At 61.4% G+C, this 13,786-nt stretch carries 12 protein-coding genes; 7 read left to right on the forward strand and 5 right to left on the reverse strand.

The genetic code is table 11. From position 1 onward, the window contains the following. Nucleotide 1: 1 nt before the first annotated feature. The 4 genes from N2A41_RS01860 (at nt 2) to N2A41_RS01875 (ending at nt 4,483) form a co-directional block, all read left to right on the forward strand. A complete protein-coding gene (locus N2A41_RS01860; protein WP_017967065.1) occupies nt 2-1,165 on the forward strand; it encodes a carbohydrate ABC transporter permease in 1,164 nt (387 codons plus the stop codon). Between the two features lie 34 nt (nt 1,166-1,199). Next, entirely contained in the window at nt 1,200-2,852 is a 1,653-nt protein-coding gene (bglA, locus tag N2A41_RS01865; RefSeq protein ID WP_260110094.1) for a beta-galactosidase BglA, read from the forward strand. 12 nt (nt 2,853-2,864) lie between these two features. Further along, nucleotides 2,865-3,953 (forward strand): ABC transporter ATP-binding protein, encoded by a 1,089-nt coding sequence (locus N2A41_RS01870; RefSeq protein WP_018486417.1) that lies wholly within the window; start codon nt 2,865-2,867, stop codon nt 3,951-3,953. Between the two features lie 176 nt (nt 3,954-4,129). Beyond that, nucleotides 4,130-4,483: a hypothetical protein gene (locus N2A41_RS01875; RefSeq protein WP_018445791.1), complete on the forward strand. Its 354-nt coding sequence runs from the start codon at nt 4,130-4,132 to the stop codon at nt 4,481-4,483. Nucleotides 4,484-4,585: 102 nt separating this feature from the next. On the opposite strand, the gene edd is transcribed toward N2A41_RS01875, so the two are convergent. From edd to N2A41_RS01900, 5 genes are all read right to left on the reverse strand, one after another. After that, complete coding sequence (gene edd, locus N2A41_RS01880; protein ID WP_260110095.1) at nt 4,586-6,409, reverse strand: phosphogluconate dehydratase; 1,824 nt, start codon at nt 6,407-6,409, stop codon at nt 4,586-4,588. 77 nt (nt 6,410-6,486) lie between these two features. Further along, nucleotides 6,487-7,185 carry a 6-phosphogluconolactonase gene (gene pgl, locus N2A41_RS01885; RefSeq protein WP_260110096.1) on the reverse strand — a complete coding sequence of 233 codons (699 nt, stop codon included), beginning with the start codon at nt 7,183-7,185 and terminating at the stop codon, nt 6,487-6,489. A 10-nt stretch (nt 7,186-7,195) separates the two neighbouring features. Further along, a complete protein-coding gene (zwf, locus tag N2A41_RS01890; protein WP_260110097.1) occupies nt 7,196-8,671 on the reverse strand; it encodes a glucose-6-phosphate dehydrogenase in 1,476 nt (491 codons plus the stop codon). A 134-nt stretch (nt 8,672-8,805) separates the two neighbouring features. After that, the gene (locus N2A41_RS01895) at nt 8,806-10,104 is read right to left on the reverse strand and encodes an NAD(P)/FAD-dependent oxidoreductase (RefSeq protein WP_260110098.1); all 1,299 of its coding nucleotides are present in this window, start codon (nt 10,102-10,104) and stop codon (nt 8,806-8,808) included. A 9-nt stretch (nt 10,105-10,113) separates the two neighbouring features. Then, nucleotides 10,114-11,550 carry a glutamine synthetase family protein gene (locus tag N2A41_RS01900; protein WP_260110099.1) on the reverse strand — a complete coding sequence of 479 codons (1,437 nt, stop codon included), beginning with the start codon at nt 11,548-11,550 and terminating at the stop codon, nt 10,114-10,116. Nucleotides 11,551-11,638: 88 nt separating this feature from the next. Between N2A41_RS01900 and N2A41_RS01905 the strand changes: the two genes are divergently transcribed. The 3 genes from N2A41_RS01905 to N2A41_RS01915 all read left to right on the forward strand — a co-directional run bounded on the left by N2A41_RS01905 (nt 11,639) and on the right by N2A41_RS01915 (nt 13,630). Beyond that, complete coding sequence (locus tag N2A41_RS01905; protein WP_260110100.1) at nt 11,639-12,859, forward strand: NAD(P)/FAD-dependent oxidoreductase; 1,221 nt, start codon at nt 11,639-11,641, stop codon at nt 12,857-12,859. A gap of 92 nt (nt 12,860-12,951) precedes the next feature. Beyond that, the gene (locus N2A41_RS01910; RefSeq protein ID WP_222294958.1) at nt 12,952-13,266 is read left to right on the forward strand and encodes a hypothetical protein; all 315 of its coding nucleotides are present in this window, start codon (nt 12,952-12,954) and stop codon (nt 13,264-13,266) included. Nucleotides 13,267-13,486: 220 nt separating this feature from the next. Then, the gene (locus N2A41_RS01915; protein ID WP_260110101.1) at nt 13,487-13,630 is read left to right on the forward strand and encodes a hypothetical protein; all 144 of its coding nucleotides are present in this window, start codon (nt 13,487-13,489) and stop codon (nt 13,628-13,630) included. Nucleotides 13,631-13,786 lie beyond the last annotated feature (156 nt).

The following is a 13,786-nucleotide window of genomic DNA, read 5'->3' on the forward strand; positions in this document are numbered from 1 at the left end:
GATGACCGCTGTTGGAAGCTATTTCAAGATCGGCCCCGCCCGTCTCTTTGTTCATGCCGCCGTTCTGCTCATCGTCATCGTCTGGCTGATCCCGACGCTCGGAATCTTTGTCAGCGCGCTGCGCGACAAGGACCAGATCGTCGTCTCCGGCTGGTGGACGGCCTTCGTCGGCTCGACGCAGACCGTCGCCGTGCGCTTGGGCACGCCGGACCAGCAACGGCAGGAAGGCGCCAATTACGTCATCACAGGCAACGTGCTGGAGGGACAGACCGGCCGCTCGGTGAAGGCCTTCGGCAACCGGGTGCAGCAGCCGGCCGCTTTCGACGCCGGCATGACGGCCGATCTCGGCGATGGCGAAAGCCTGCAGATCAACAGCGACGGCAGTTATCGCTATATGAAGAACGTCGCCTTCTCGCCCGACGAACGCCCGCGGCGCATCTATGCGTCCGTCTCCGCACCGCCGGAATTCACGCTGCAGAACTATAAAACGGTTCTGACCGGCGAGGGCATCGGTCAGTCCTTCATCAACTCCCTGACTGTGACGATTCCAGCGACGATCATTCCGATCCTGATCGCCGCGTTCGCAGCCTATGCGCTCAGCTGGATGGAGTTTCCCGGCCGCGGGCTGCTGATTGCCCTCGTCGTCGGCCTCATCGTCGTGCCGCTGCAGATGTCGCTGATCCCGCTGCTTCGCCTCTACAACGAGATCGGCAACCTGCTCGGCCAGCCGTCCAAGACCTATCCCGGCATCTGGATGGCCCATACCGCCTTCGGCATGCCGCTCGCCATCTACCTCCTGCGGGCCTATATCGCCGGCCTGCCGAAGGAGATCATCGAATCCGCCCGCGTCGACGGCGCCAGCGACTTCGAGATCTTCGTCCGCATCGTATTGCCTCTGTCCTTTCCGGCACTCGCCTCCTTCGCCATCTTCCAGTTCCTGTGGGTGTGGAACGACCTGCTCGTCGCCATGGTCTTTCTCGGCACCGACAAGGACCACCTCGTGCTGACCGGCAGCCTCAACGCGTTGCTTGGCTCACGCGGCGGCAATTGGGAGATTTTGACGGCGTCGGCCTTCGTCACCATCATCGTGCCGCTGCTCGTCTTCTTTGGGCTGCAGCGTTATCTGGTGCGTGGCCTGCTGGCGGGCTCGGTTAAAGGGGGCTGACCATTTCCGAACGTGACTTCAAACAGGATATTCCATGAACGTGGCTCCCCTATCGATTTCGACCCCCGACAAGGACTGGTGGCGTGGCGCGGTGATCTATCAGATCTACCCGCGCTCCTACCAGGATTCGAACGGCGACGGCATTGGCGACCTGAAGGGCATCACCGCCCGCCTGCCGCATGTGGCAAGCCTTGGCGTCGATGCCATCTGGATCTCGCCCTTCTTCACCTCGCCGATGCGCGATTTCGGTTATGACGTTTCCGACTACGAGAATGTCGATTCGATCTTCGGCACGCTGGTGGATTTCGACACGATGATATCAGAGGCCCATCGTCTCGGCATCCGAGTGATGATCGACCTCGTCATCTCCCACAGCTCGGATCAGCATCCCTGGTTCGTACAAAGCCGCTCGAGCAAGTCCAACGCCAAGGCTGACTGGTATGTCTGGGCCGACGCCAAGCCGGATGGCACGCCGCCGAACAACTGGCTGTCGATCTTCGGCGGCTCGGCATGGGCGTGGGATCCGACGCGCATGCAATATTACTTGCACAACTTCCTGACATCACAGCCGGACATGAACCTGCATAATCCTGAGGTGCAGGACCGTCTGCTCGATGTCGTCCGCTTCTGGCTCAACCGCGGCGTCGACGGCTTTCGCCTCGACACCATCAACTTCTATTTCCACGATACGCAATTGCGCGACAATCCGGCGCTTGCGCCTGAGCGCCGCAACGCCTCGACGGCGCCGGCGGTCAATCCCTATAATTTCCAGGAGCATATCTACGACAAGAACCGGCCGGAGAACCTTGCCTTCCTGAAGCGCTTCCGCGCCGTTCTCGAAGAATTCCCGGCGATCGCCGCCGTCGGCGAAGTCGGCGACAGCCAGCGCGGCCTTGAAATCGTCGGCGAATACACCTCCGGCAACGACAAGATGCACATGTGCTACGCCTTCGAGTTCCTGTCGCCCGATCCGCTGACGGCGGAGCGCGTCGAAGAGGTGATGCAGGATTTCGAAGCTGCCGCACCCGATGGCTGGGCCTGCTGGGCCTTCTCCAATCACGACGTCATGCGCCATGTCAGCCGCTGGGGCGGGCTGGTCGCCGATCACGATGCCTTCGCCAAGCTCTATGCCTCGTTGTTGATGACGCTACGCGGCTCGGTCTGCCTCTATCAGGGTGAGGAGCTGGCGCTGACCGAGGCCGATCTCGCCTATCAGGATCTGCAGGATCCCTATGGCATTCAGTTCTGGCCGGAATTCAAGGGCCGCGACGGCTGCCGCACGCCGATGGTCTGGGACAGCCAGGTCGCCCAGGGCGGCTTTTCCACGGTCAAACCGTGGCTGCCGGTGCCGGTCGAGCATATCCTGCGCGCCGCCAGCGTCCAGCAGGGCGACGAGGCCTCGGTGTTGGAGCACTATCGCCGCTTCATCGCCTTCCGCAAGCTGCACCCCGCTTTTGCCATGGGCGAGATCGAATTCGAAGAGCCGCAGGGAGATAGCCTGGTCTTTACCCGTGAATACGGCAACGAGAAGCTGCTCTGCATTTTCAACATGAGCCCGGCCGAGGCCGGCGTCGCCTTGCCGGCGGGAGAATGGCAGGCATTGACGGGGCATGGCTTTACCAGCAACAACTATGGCGACAAGATCGACATTCCGGCCTGGGGGGCGTATTTCGCCCGTCTCGCCTAAGGGGAGAGAGAAATGACTGGACTGACGCTGAAGGATATCCGCAAATCCTACGGTTCCGTGGACGTTCTCCATGGCATCGACCTCGATATCAAGCAGGGCGAATTCATCGTCTTCGTCGGTCCATCCGGCTGTGGCAAGTCAACGCTTCTGCGCATGATCGCCGGTCTCGAGGCGATCACCGGCGGCGAGATGTATATCGACGGCCATCTCGTCAATGACGTGCCGCCCTCCAAGCGCGGCATCGCCATGGTCTTCCAATCCTATGCGCTCTACCCGCATATGACCGTGTTCGATAACATGGCTTTCGGCATGAAGATCGCCGGCGAAAGCCGCCAGGAGATCGACCGCCGCGTCCGTGCGGCGGCCGAGAGCCTGCAGTTGACCAACTATCTCGATCGCCTGCCGAAGGCGCTTTCCGGCGGCCAGCGCCAGCGCGTGGCGATCGGCCGCGCCATCTGCCGCGATCCGAAGGTCTTTCTGTTCGACGAGCCACTGTCCAACCTCGATGCCGCGCTACGCGTCGCGACCCGCATCGAGATTGCCCGCCTGAACGAACAGATGGCCGATACGACGATGATCTACGTCACCCACGATCAGGTCGAGGCGATGACGCTTGCCGACCGTATCGTCGTTCTCTCCGCCGGCAATATCGAGCAGGTCGGCGCGCCGCTGGACCTCTACGAGCGCCCGGCAAACCTCTTCGTCGCGAAATTCATCGGCTCGCCGGCCATGAACATCATTCCGGCGACGGTCGCCGGAACCGGAAGCCAGACGACGGTGACGCTGACCGGCGGCATGTCGGTGACCCTCGATGTGGCGACCGACGCGTCGGAAACCGGCAAGCAGGCAAGCTTCGGCGTCCGTCCGGAGGATCTCCGGGTTGCCGATGGCGCCGACTACCTTTTCGAAGGTGAAGTGTCGATCGTCGAAGCGCTCGGCGAAGTGACGTTGCTTTATATCGAGGGCCTGGTCCCGGGCGAGCCGATCGTCGTCAAGCTGCCCGGCATCTATGATGTGAAGAAGGGACAGAGGATGCGGTTTGCCGCCGACAGGCAGAAGTTGCATCTGTTTGACGCAACCGGCCATACCTACCGGAAGTGAGGCGGCCATTTTTGGGGTGATGGTCGCAAGAATTGTGCGGGAAGGGCCGAATTCTCACTTTCTGTTAAAGATCGGCTGCTACCTTTTCCTCGTCAATTTATGAGGGGGATAAGCACGTGGCCGCTTCCAATCCGTCACAGCCAAAATCTCATTTCCTGAGCAAGGAAGAATCCTTCATGTATGACCGCGAGGCGCGGTTCAAGATGGAGGACACCATGAACGCCGCGCGCATCGAATATACGGAAAAGGGCGTCATGCACGCGGCTTCGCGCCGCTGCGACATTGTCCGTATTTCGATGAGCAGCGCGACGCTCGCGATCCTGACCCAGTTCAGCCTGCCGAAGCAGTTTTATCTGGATATTCCGGATGCCCGCATCACCAAGGTCGGCTGCCTGCTGATGAAGGTCAACGCCAACAATACGATCGACGTCCGCTTCCTGCGCCTGCTGACGCAGAAGGAGCTGAACAAAATCTTCGTCTACAGCACCCATCCGGCGCACCGCGACTACGTTCTCGATATTCGAGCCTGAAGCCGCGCGTCCGCCAGGAGCGGCACCATCGGTGGATTGAAAACAAGAACCCGCGGGGGCTTCAAGCTCCCCGCGGGTTTTTGTTTGCCAGAAGCCACCCGCTCAGTGGTGGAAGAGCACGCTCGCACCCTGGTCCGAAGGTCCAACGGCGCGGCGGAAAGGGGCGAAGAGTTCGCGGCCCATACCGAATTCATTGTCGGAGAGATCGACAGTCACCGGCTCGCGCTCGGCCATGTCAGCTGCATCGACGAGCAGCTCGAGCGTGCCCTTGACCGCGTCCAGGCGAATGATGTCGCCCTCGCGGATGCGGGCGATCGGACCGCCGTCAACCGCTTCCGGCGTGACGTGGATCGCTGCCGGCACCTTGCCGGATGCGCCGGACATGCGTCCGTCGGTGAGGAGCGCCACGCGGAAGCCGCGGTCCTGCAGCACGCCAAGCGGCGGCGTCAGCTTGTGCAGTTCCGGCATGCCGTTCGCCTTCGGGCCCTGGAAGCGCACGACGGCGATAAAATCGCGGTTGAGCTTGCCTTCCTTGAAAGCGTCCTGCAGCTCCTGCTGGCTGTGGAAGATGATCGCCGGCGCCTCGATGATGTGACGCTCCGGCTTGACGGCCGATATCTTGATGACCGCCTTGCCGAGATTGCCGCGCAGCATCTTCAGCCCGCCATTGGCCTGGAACGGTGTCTCGATGCTGGAGAGCACTTTAGGATCGACGCTTTTTTCCGGCGACGGCTCGCGTAGGACGGCGCCGTTTCCGCCGAGACGAGCATCGACCGTATAGGCTTGGAGGCCCTGGCCGAAGACGGTGCGCACGTCGTCATGCACCAGTCCGTGCTTCAAGAGTTCCTTGATGAGGAAGCCCATGCCGCCGGCCGCCTGGAAATGGTTCACGTCGGCAAGTCCGTTCGGATAGACCCGGGCAAGCAGCGGGACTATTTCCGAAAGCTCGGCAATGTCCTGCCAGGTGAGGTGGATGCCGGCCGCCCGTGCCATGGCGACAAGGTGCAGCGTGTGGTTGGTCGAGCCGCCGGTCGCATGCAGGCCGACGACGCCGTTGACGACCGAGCGCTCGTCAATCATCTCGCCCGCCGGCGTGAATTCATTGCCGAGCGCGGTGATCGCCAGCGCCCGCTTGGCGGCTTCGCGCGTCAGCGCTTCGCGCAGCGGTGTGCCGGGATTGATGAAGGACGAGCCAGGCATGTGGAAGCCCATGATCTCCATCAGCATCTGGTTGGAATTGGCAGTGCCGTAGAAGGTGCAGGTGCCGGGACCGTGATAGGATTTCGATTCCGCCTCCAGCAGTTCGGCGCGTCCGACCTTGCCCTCGGCGAAGAGCTGGCGCACGCGCGACTTCTCGTCGTTCGGCAGGCCTGTCGTCATCGGACCGGCCGGAACGAAAATCGACGGCAGGTGCCCGAAGGACAGGGCTGCAATCACCAGGCCCGGCACGATCTTGTCACAGACGCCGAGGAAGAGGGCGGCATCGAACATATTGTGCGACAGGCCGACGCCCGCCGACATGGCGATCAGGTCGCGCGAGAACAGCGAGAGCTCCATGCCCGGCTGTCCTTGGGTGACGCCGTCGCACATCGCCGGCACCCCGCCGGCCACCTGCGCCACGCCGCCAGCCTGGGCGGCGGCCTCACGGATGATCGCCGGATAGGTCTCGAACGGCTGGTGGGCCGAGAGCATGTCGTTATAGGCGGTGATGATGCCGAGATTGGGAATGCGGTCGCCGGCGAGCGCATCCTTGTCGGCGGGGGAACAGACCGCGAAGCCATGGGCAAGATTGGCGCAGCCAAGCACGGAGCGCTGCACGCCCTGCGAGGCGGCGGCGCGCAGGCGTTCCAGGTAGCGCTCGCGGCTTGGCTTCGAGCGTTCGACGATACGATCGGTGATTGCAGAAATGCGTGCGTGAGCGGACATGGAAAATCCCTGCCTTGTTCGTTGTCTCTATCTGTTTCGGCGGCTCTGGCCTGAATCTCAATCCGGATGACGGCGGATCAGGGAGCCCAGTAGATCTCGACCGGGGAAGTGGCCCGGCGCAGAATGGCGCGGATCGGCATTTCTGCCTCGTCACCGCTGCCTTCCGCCTTGGCGAGAACGTCTTTTTTGCCTTCGCCCTCGATATGGAGAACCAGGAGTGCGGCATCCTCAAGACTGGAGAAGGTGAAGGTCAGGCGCGGCTCGCCGGCTCCTTCCGCTTCCATGGTGATGATGCCGCGCTGCGTCGATGCATCGAGCGCCTTGGCAAGATTGCTGCCGCCAGGAAAGAACGAGGCGGTGTGTCCGTCGCCACCCATGCCGAGGATGACGATGTCGAAGGGGATGCCGATCTCGGCGCTTTTTGCCGTCGCAAGTCTTGCAGCTTCCTCGACGGATGGTGCCGGCTGGTAAAGCGGCACGAAGCGCGCCGCCTTTGCCTTGTTTTGAAGAAGGTTGGCGTCGACCAGCAGATGGTTCGAGCGCGGATTGTCGGCCGGCACGAAGCGTTCGTCGACAAGCGTGATCGTCACTTTTTCCCAGGCGATGTCGCGTGTCGAAAGCGCCTGGAAAAAGGCCTTCGGTGTGGAGCCGCCGGAAACGGCGATGGACGCCGTTCCGCGGGCTGATATCGCCGCTGCAAGCGTATCGGCGACCTTGTCGGCGAGACTGCTGGCGAGGTCTGCGGCGCTGGCGAAGGAATGCAGGGTCGATGCCATCGGTTGCGTCCTAGATCTCGTCATGCCAGGTGCGGCCGTCGCGCTCGATCAGCGCGATGGCCTGGCTCGGGCCCCAGGTGCCGGCCGTATAGCCCTGCACCTGCTGGCCGGTCGTTTCCCAACCCTTGAGGATCGGATCGACCCATCTCCATGCGGCTTCGACTTCGTCGCGGCGCATGAACAATGTCTGGTTGGAGCGGATCACGTCCATCAGCAGGCGCTCGTAGGCGTCGGGATTGCGGACGTTGAAGGCCTGGGCGAAGCTCATGTCGAGCGAGACATTGCGCAGGCGCATGCCGCCCGGACCCGGATCCTTGATCATCAGCGACTGCTTCACGCCCTCATCCGGCTGCAGGCGGATGATCAGCTGGTTGGCGACGATGCGCCCTGCCGCCTGGTCGAAGATCGCGTGCGGGATCGGCTTGAAGGTGATGACGATCTCGGACATGCGCCCGGTCAGGCGCTTGCCGGTTCTTATATAGAAGGGAACGCCAGCCCAGCGCCAGTTGTTGATCTCGGCCTTGATGGCAACGAAGGTCTCGGTGTTCGAGACGCCGCCTTCGAGCTCTTCGAGGTAGCCCTTGACCGGGCCGGTGCCAGATGCGCCGGCGCGATACTGGCCGCGCACCGTCGCCTGCTCGACGTTGGAGGCATTGAGCGGCTTCAGCGCGCGCAGCACCTTCAGCTTCTCGTCGCGAACGGCTTCCGAATCCATCGACGAGGGTACTTCCATCGCCGTCAGACAAAGCAGCTGCAGAATGTGGTTCTGCACCATATCGCGCAGTGCGCCTGCCGTGTCGTAATAGCCGGCGCGGCCCTCAAGCCCGACCGATTCAGCCACGGTGATCTGCACGTGGTCGATGTAGTTGGCGTTCCAGAGCGGCTCGTAGAGCGCGTTGGCGAAGCGTAGCGCCATCAGGTTCTGCACCGTCTCCTTGCCGAGATAATGGTCGATCCGGAAGATCTGCTCTTCCTTGAAGGCGCGGCCGATCGTGTCATTGAGCTGCAGCGCCGAGGCGAGGTCGCGGCCAATCGGCTTCTCGACGACGATGCGGGTCGACTTGGTGATCAGCTTATGGTCGTGGATCTTCTGCGAAATGTCGCCGAAAATGCCGGGCGCGACCGCCAGATAGAAGGAGCGCACACGCTCTTTGCCCTCGTCCAGCAGTTTCTTCAGCTGATCCCAGCCGGCATCCGTGCGGGCATCGACCGAGACGTAGTAGAGGCGGGCACAGAACTTCTCCACCTCAGCCTCGTCATATTCCCCCTTCTTCAGGTGCTCCTTCAGCGCGTCCCTGGCGAATTTGCGATATTCCTCATGGGTCAGCGGGCTGCGAGAGGCGCCGATCACGCGGGTCGGTTCCGTAAACTGGCCTTCGATCTGGCGATGATAAAGAGCGGGCAGAAGCTTGCGTTCGGCAAGGTCGCCGCTGCCGCCGAAGACGACATAATCAAAAGGCTCAACGGGAATGATTTGGCTGCTCATGAGCTTGTCTCTCAATCAGGCTGGTTGGCGGCTCTTTTAATCTAATCGATTTAAAAAAGCCAGTGTGCAGTGCAATGAATCTGTCAGGCACCGGTTTTAGAGCGAATTTCCGGAAGAGGAAATCCGCAATCGGACTAAAACTTGTCGCGAAGCGCAAACCACGACAAGGCGAGGAAAAGCAGCGGTGCGCGCATGCGGGCTCCGCCGGGAAAGGCGGGGATATCGAGCGACGTGAAGAGGTCGAGATCGCGCGATTTTCCAAGCACCGTTTCCGCATAGAGCTTGCCACAGTACTTTGACAGCATGACGCCATGGCCGGAATAACCGCCGATCGAGATGACGCCGGGCATGACCTCGCGCACGAAAGGCTGGCGCGGCAGGGTGATGCCGACGCTGCCGCCCCAGGCATGGGTGATCTCGATGTCCTTCAGATCAGGATAGACCTCGGCGATCTGCCGGCGGATGTGTTGCGAAATGTCCCGCGGATTGTCCGACGTATAGGCCTCGCGTCCGCCGAAGAGCAGACGGCCGTCGCCGAATTTGCGGAAGTAGCGCACGACGAAACGCGAATCGGCCACGGCCTCGCCCCCGGGCAGCACATCGGGATGCCCGTCAAGCGGCGCGGTGGCGCCGATGAAGGAGCGGATCGGCATGACATGGCTTGCCGTTACCGGCTCCAGATTGCCGATATAGCCGTTGCAGGCGATCAGCGCGCGCTCAGCGGTGATCGTTCCCCTTTCGGTTTCGATCGTCACCTTGCCGCCGCCCTGGCGGATCGCCGTTGCTCTGGTCATTTCGAAGATTTCAGCGCCGGCATTGGCAGCAACCCGCGCCAGCCCCACCAGCAGCTTCAGTGGATGAATGTGGCCGGTGCCGACATCGCGCACGCCGCAGTGGAAACGCTTCGAACCGAGCCTTTGCTGCGTTTCCTCCTCGTCCATGAAGCTGAGATGCGGATAGCCGTAGCGTAAGGCGGCGATTTCGGCATTTTCATAGTAGTCGCGCTTGTAGCTCGCCTTGTGTGCGACATTGAGCTGGCCGGGCACATAGTCGATCTCGATCTGATGCTCGCGGGCGAAATCGATGAGATGGCGTTTGGCCGCCTCGGCAAGGTCGAACAGCGCCTTCGAGCGTTCGTAGCCGATCTTCTCCTCGAGTTCTTCCGGCCACCATCGCTGGCCGGTGCCGAGTTGACCGCCATTGCGCCCGGACGCCCCGTCGCCGAAGCGGCAGGCCTCGATCAGCACCACTGAAACGCCTGACTTGGCAAGATTATAGGCGGCCTGCAGGCCGGTATAGCCGCCGCCGACGATGGCGACGTCGCATGTTTTCGAGCCGTCGAGAGCGGCATAGGTGGGCCGCTCGCCGACGGTTGCCTGATACCAGGACAGCCCGGGCGCGATCGGGCTCTGCCATGTCTCCTGCGATGCCATGATGGTCCCTCACACGTTGAGCAGAAGGAATTCCCGCTCCCAAGGGCTGATCACCTGCATGAAGGTTTCGAACTCGCCGCGCTTGACGCCGGCATAAAGGCCGATGAACTGCTTGCCGAACATCTCCTCGAAGGCCGGTTCGTCCTCGAGCAGCGCCACGGCTTCCAGCAGGCCGCGCGGCAGGTCGATCGAGCCCTCATTGGCCGAATCCTCCGTCGGCGCCGTCGGCTCGATCTCGTTCATGATTCCGAGCAGGCCGGAGGCGAGCGAAGCGGCGAGTGCGAGATAGGGGTTGGCGTCCGAGCTCGGCAGCCGGTTTTCCACGCGACGCGCCTGCGGATCGGAAACCGGCACGCGGAACGCCGTCGTCCGATTGTCGTAGCCCCAGGCATTGTTGACCGGGCAGGACATATCGGGCTGCAGGCGTCGGTAGGAATTCACGTAGGGTGCAAGCATCGCCATCGCGCTTGGCACGAATTTCTGCATGCCGCCGATGAAATGGAAAAATTCCTTCGAAGCCGATCCGTCGGGATTGGAGAAGATGTTCTTGCCGGTCTCGATATCGACCACCGACTGATGGATATGCATCGCCGAACCCGGCTGGCCCTGCATCGGCTTGGCCATGAAAGTCGCGTAGATGTCGTGTTTCAGCGCCGCCTCGCGGATCGTCCGCTTGAACAGGAACACCTGATCGGCAAGCTCGATCGGATTGCCGTGGCGCAGGTTGATCTCCATCTGCGCCGGTCCCTCTTCATGGATCAGCGTATCGATCTCCAGCCCCTGCTTCTCCGAAAAGTGGTAGACGTCGTCGATCAACTCGTCGAACTCGTTGATGCCGGCGATCGAATAGCCCTGGCCGCCGAGGATCGAGCGGCCGGACCGGCCTTTGGGCGGGTGTAGCGGATAGTCGGGATCGTCGTTCTTGGCGACCAGATAGAATTCGATCTCGGGCGCCACGATCGGTTTCCAGCCGCGCTCGTGATAGAGGTTCATGATCCGTTTCAGCACGTTGCGCGGCGTATAAGGCACTTCGCCGCCATCCGAATCGACGATGTCGCAGATCACCTGCGCCGTCGGGTCGGTTTCCCAGGGCACGACCGAAAGCGTCGAAAGGTCGGGCATCAGCTTCAGGTCGCTGTCGCGCGGCTCGTATCGGAAGCTCTCCGTCTCGTCTGGATATTCGCCCGAAATTGTGTGCCGGTAGATCGCTGAAGGCAGTGCTAGCGAGGTGTTGGAGGTGAATTTCGAGCTCGGCATCATTTTGCCGCGCGCAACGCCGGCGAGGTCCGGCGTGATGCATTCGATGTCTTCGATGCCCCTGTCCCTCAGCCACCGCGCTGCTTCCTTCCAGTTCGCAACGCCGCGCAGGGATCCGGGCTCCGGGGGAGTTTTCTTCGAGGCGGGTACGTTTCTGGCAGGCTTCAGCGTCGTCTTTTTTGGGGACATGACACACCGGTTTGCGTTGATCGTGGCGCCATCATAACCAGACTTTGCCAATTGGCGAGGGGTTGAGAACGTTGACTTTCGACCTCCGATGGAAAAAGAAGACGTGATTTTGATCGGGGAAACGGGTTTGCAGCGCAAAAGCGACGTCATCGTCATCGGCGCCGGGGCGGCGGGCATGATGGCGGCCATCCGCGCGGGAAAACGCGGCCGCTCGGTCGTGGTCCTCGACCATGCCAGGGCGCCTGGTGAGAAGATCCGCATTTCAGGCGGCGGCCGCTGCAATTTCACCAATATCCATGCCGGACCAAAGAATTTCCTCTCCGCCAACCCGCATTTCTGCAAGTCGGCGCTCGCCCGTTTCACGCCCGCCGATTTCATCGCCATGGTCGACCGCCATGGCATTGCCTGGCACGAGAAGACGTTGGGCCAGCTTTTCTGCGACGATACTGCCAAAGACATCATCCGCATGCTGCTGGCTGAGATGCGCATGGCCGGCGTAGTACTGCATCTTGGCACCGAGATATCAGGCGTTGAAAAGACCGAAGCCGGCTTCCGGGTATCGACGAGCGAAGGCCATTGTGAAGCAACGTCGCTGATCGTCGCCACCGGCGGCAAGTCGATCCCGAAGATGGGCGCCACCGGCTTTGCCTATCGCCTCGCCGAGCAGTTCGGGCTGGCCGTGCTCGAAACCCGCCCCGGCCTCGTGCCGTTGACGCTCGATCCTGGCCTGCTGGAGAGCATCGCGCCGCTTGCCGGCATTGCCGCCCCGGCCGAAATCCGTCACGGCAGGACCGCCTTCCGCGAAGCGCTGCTGTTCACCCATCGCGGGCTGAGCGGACCCGCGATCCTGCAGATCTCCTCGCACTGGCGCGAAGGCGACGAGATCGTGGTTGCGATCGAACCGGATATCGACATTGCGGCGCATCTGAAGGCGGCAAAGCAACTCAATGGCCGCCAGTCGCCGCAGACAGCCCTCGGCGACCTCCTGCCGAAGCGGCTGGCACAATTTCTCGTAGAGCGAGAAAAGATCTCCGGCAACATGGCCGACCTGCCTGACAAGGCGCTGCTGCGCCTTGCCGCCGGCGCCCAGAACTGGGCCGTCAAACCGTCCGGCTCGGAAGGTTATCGCACCGCCGAGGTGACGCTCGGCGGTATCGACACGGCAGCGCTCGATTCACGCAGCATGGAGGCAAAAGCCGTGCCCGGCCTTTATTTCATCGGCGAGTGCGTCGACGTCACCGGCTGGCTCGGCGGCTATAATTTCCAATGGGCCTGGGCTTCTGGTTTTGCCGCGGGCGAATGCGTCTAATGCATATCGCCCAAAAATACGCAGCGGTTTTGGAATTATTGCATTCGCTAAGGAATACGACATGAGACGCCCTATGGCAGGAAATCAGATCAATGACCTATGCTGCTCTCAAAATCCCCAAGTTCCTTAGTGTGTTGACGGTGTTGGCATCAGGGCTGCTCTCTGGCTGCGCCAGAATGCCACCGGTATTTTCGGATGATGGCGCGACTATTTTATTCAAGGGTGAAAAGTTTAAGTACCGGGCTCCCGGTCAAGCCGAAGTGTCTTGCGAATTTGATGATCAGCGAAAATTGGCAGTTTGTGACAATGGCCTAACCTCTGAGTTGGTGACGGCTGGGCTTCCCTTCCATGGCGTCGTCTTAGTTGAATTCGATGGGCGGCGGTTTAGGCCCGCAGAACATCCCTAAACAATTGTGCGGGTCCAGAAGCTGATCACCGCTATTAAGCCACTCCTCAAGACCAGCCGCCGTTTTGGACGGTCACTTAGAAAGCCGATTCAAGACTTCTTAATAGAGGTGCGCCATCCTGTCTCAATTGGCGGTTTGCGAAGCTGTTCCTAAATTAAGCTTTACCGGCAAGCCGTTTTGTTGGATTGTTGTTGTGTCAGAGAGAAGTGAGGTTTCGACCATGAGCAGAAACACACGACGCGCCCGCGCCATCGCAATCGCAGAGGCAAAGCCGAACGCCCGGATGGTCGCCCTGCGTTATCTGATGCTCGCCGCCGGCGCCACCGCCGCCGCCCTCGCGCTGCTGCTCTCGCACTTCATCTGATCCTGTCCGCAGACCTGGAACCAACGTTGCGACATGCCAATTGTCGCACCGCGGCGTCGCGGTTCATAAATTGCAACTATTTCACTGCCTTGGCTTAACCCGCCATAACAGCTTATCCGAAAATTAATATCTAATCTGACACAATTGCTCGCGAAT

It is taken from the genome of Rhizobium sp. SRDI969, from assembly GCF_025152725.1.
GTDB classification, from domain to species: domain Bacteria; phylum Pseudomonadota; class Alphaproteobacteria; order Rhizobiales; family Rhizobiaceae; genus Rhizobium; species Rhizobium leguminosarum_I.

What these genes read in the sequence shown, in the direction of transcription:
- N2A41_RS01860 (WP_017967065.1), top strand. Translation starts at nt 2, where the DNA reads ATGACCGCTGTTGGAAGCTATTTCAAGATCGGCCCCGCCCGTCTCTTT.
- bglA (WP_260110094.1), top strand. Translation starts at nt 1,200, where the DNA reads ATGAACGTGGCTCCCCTATCGATTTCGACCCCCGACAAGGACTGGTGG.
- N2A41_RS01870 (WP_018486417.1), top strand. Translation starts at nt 2,865, where the DNA reads ATGACTGGACTGACGCTGAAGGATATCCGCAAATCCTACGGTTCCGTG.
- N2A41_RS01875 (WP_018445791.1), top strand. Translation starts at nt 4,130, where the DNA reads ATGTATGACCGCGAGGCGCGGTTCAAGATGGAGGACACCATGAACGCC.
- edd (WP_260110095.1), bottom strand. Translation starts at nt 6,409, where the DNA reads ATGTCCGCTCACGCACGCATTTCTGCAATCACCGATCGTATCGTCGAA.
- pgl (WP_260110096.1), bottom strand. Translation starts at nt 7,185, where the DNA reads ATGGCATCGACCCTGCATTCCTTCGCCAGCGCCGCAGACCTCGCCAGC.
- zwf (WP_260110097.1), bottom strand. Translation starts at nt 8,671, where the DNA reads ATGAGCAGCCAAATCATTCCCGTTGAGCCTTTTGATTATGTCGTCTTC.
- N2A41_RS01895 (WP_260110098.1), bottom strand. Translation starts at nt 10,104, where the DNA reads ATGGCATCGCAGGAGACATGGCAGAGCCCGATCGCGCCCGGGCTGTCC.
- N2A41_RS01900 (WP_260110099.1), bottom strand. Translation starts at nt 11,550, where the DNA reads ATGTCCCCAAAAAAGACGACGCTGAAGCCTGCCAGAAACGTACCCGCC.
- N2A41_RS01905 (WP_260110100.1), top strand. Translation starts at nt 11,639, where the DNA reads ATGGAAAAAGAAGACGTGATTTTGATCGGGGAAACGGGTTTGCAGCGC.
- N2A41_RS01910 (WP_222294958.1), top strand. Translation starts at nt 12,952, where the DNA reads ATGACCTATGCTGCTCTCAAAATCCCCAAGTTCCTTAGTGTGTTGACG.
- N2A41_RS01915 (WP_260110101.1), top strand. Translation starts at nt 13,487, where the DNA reads ATGAGCAGAAACACACGACGCGCCCGCGCCATCGCAATCGCAGAGGCA.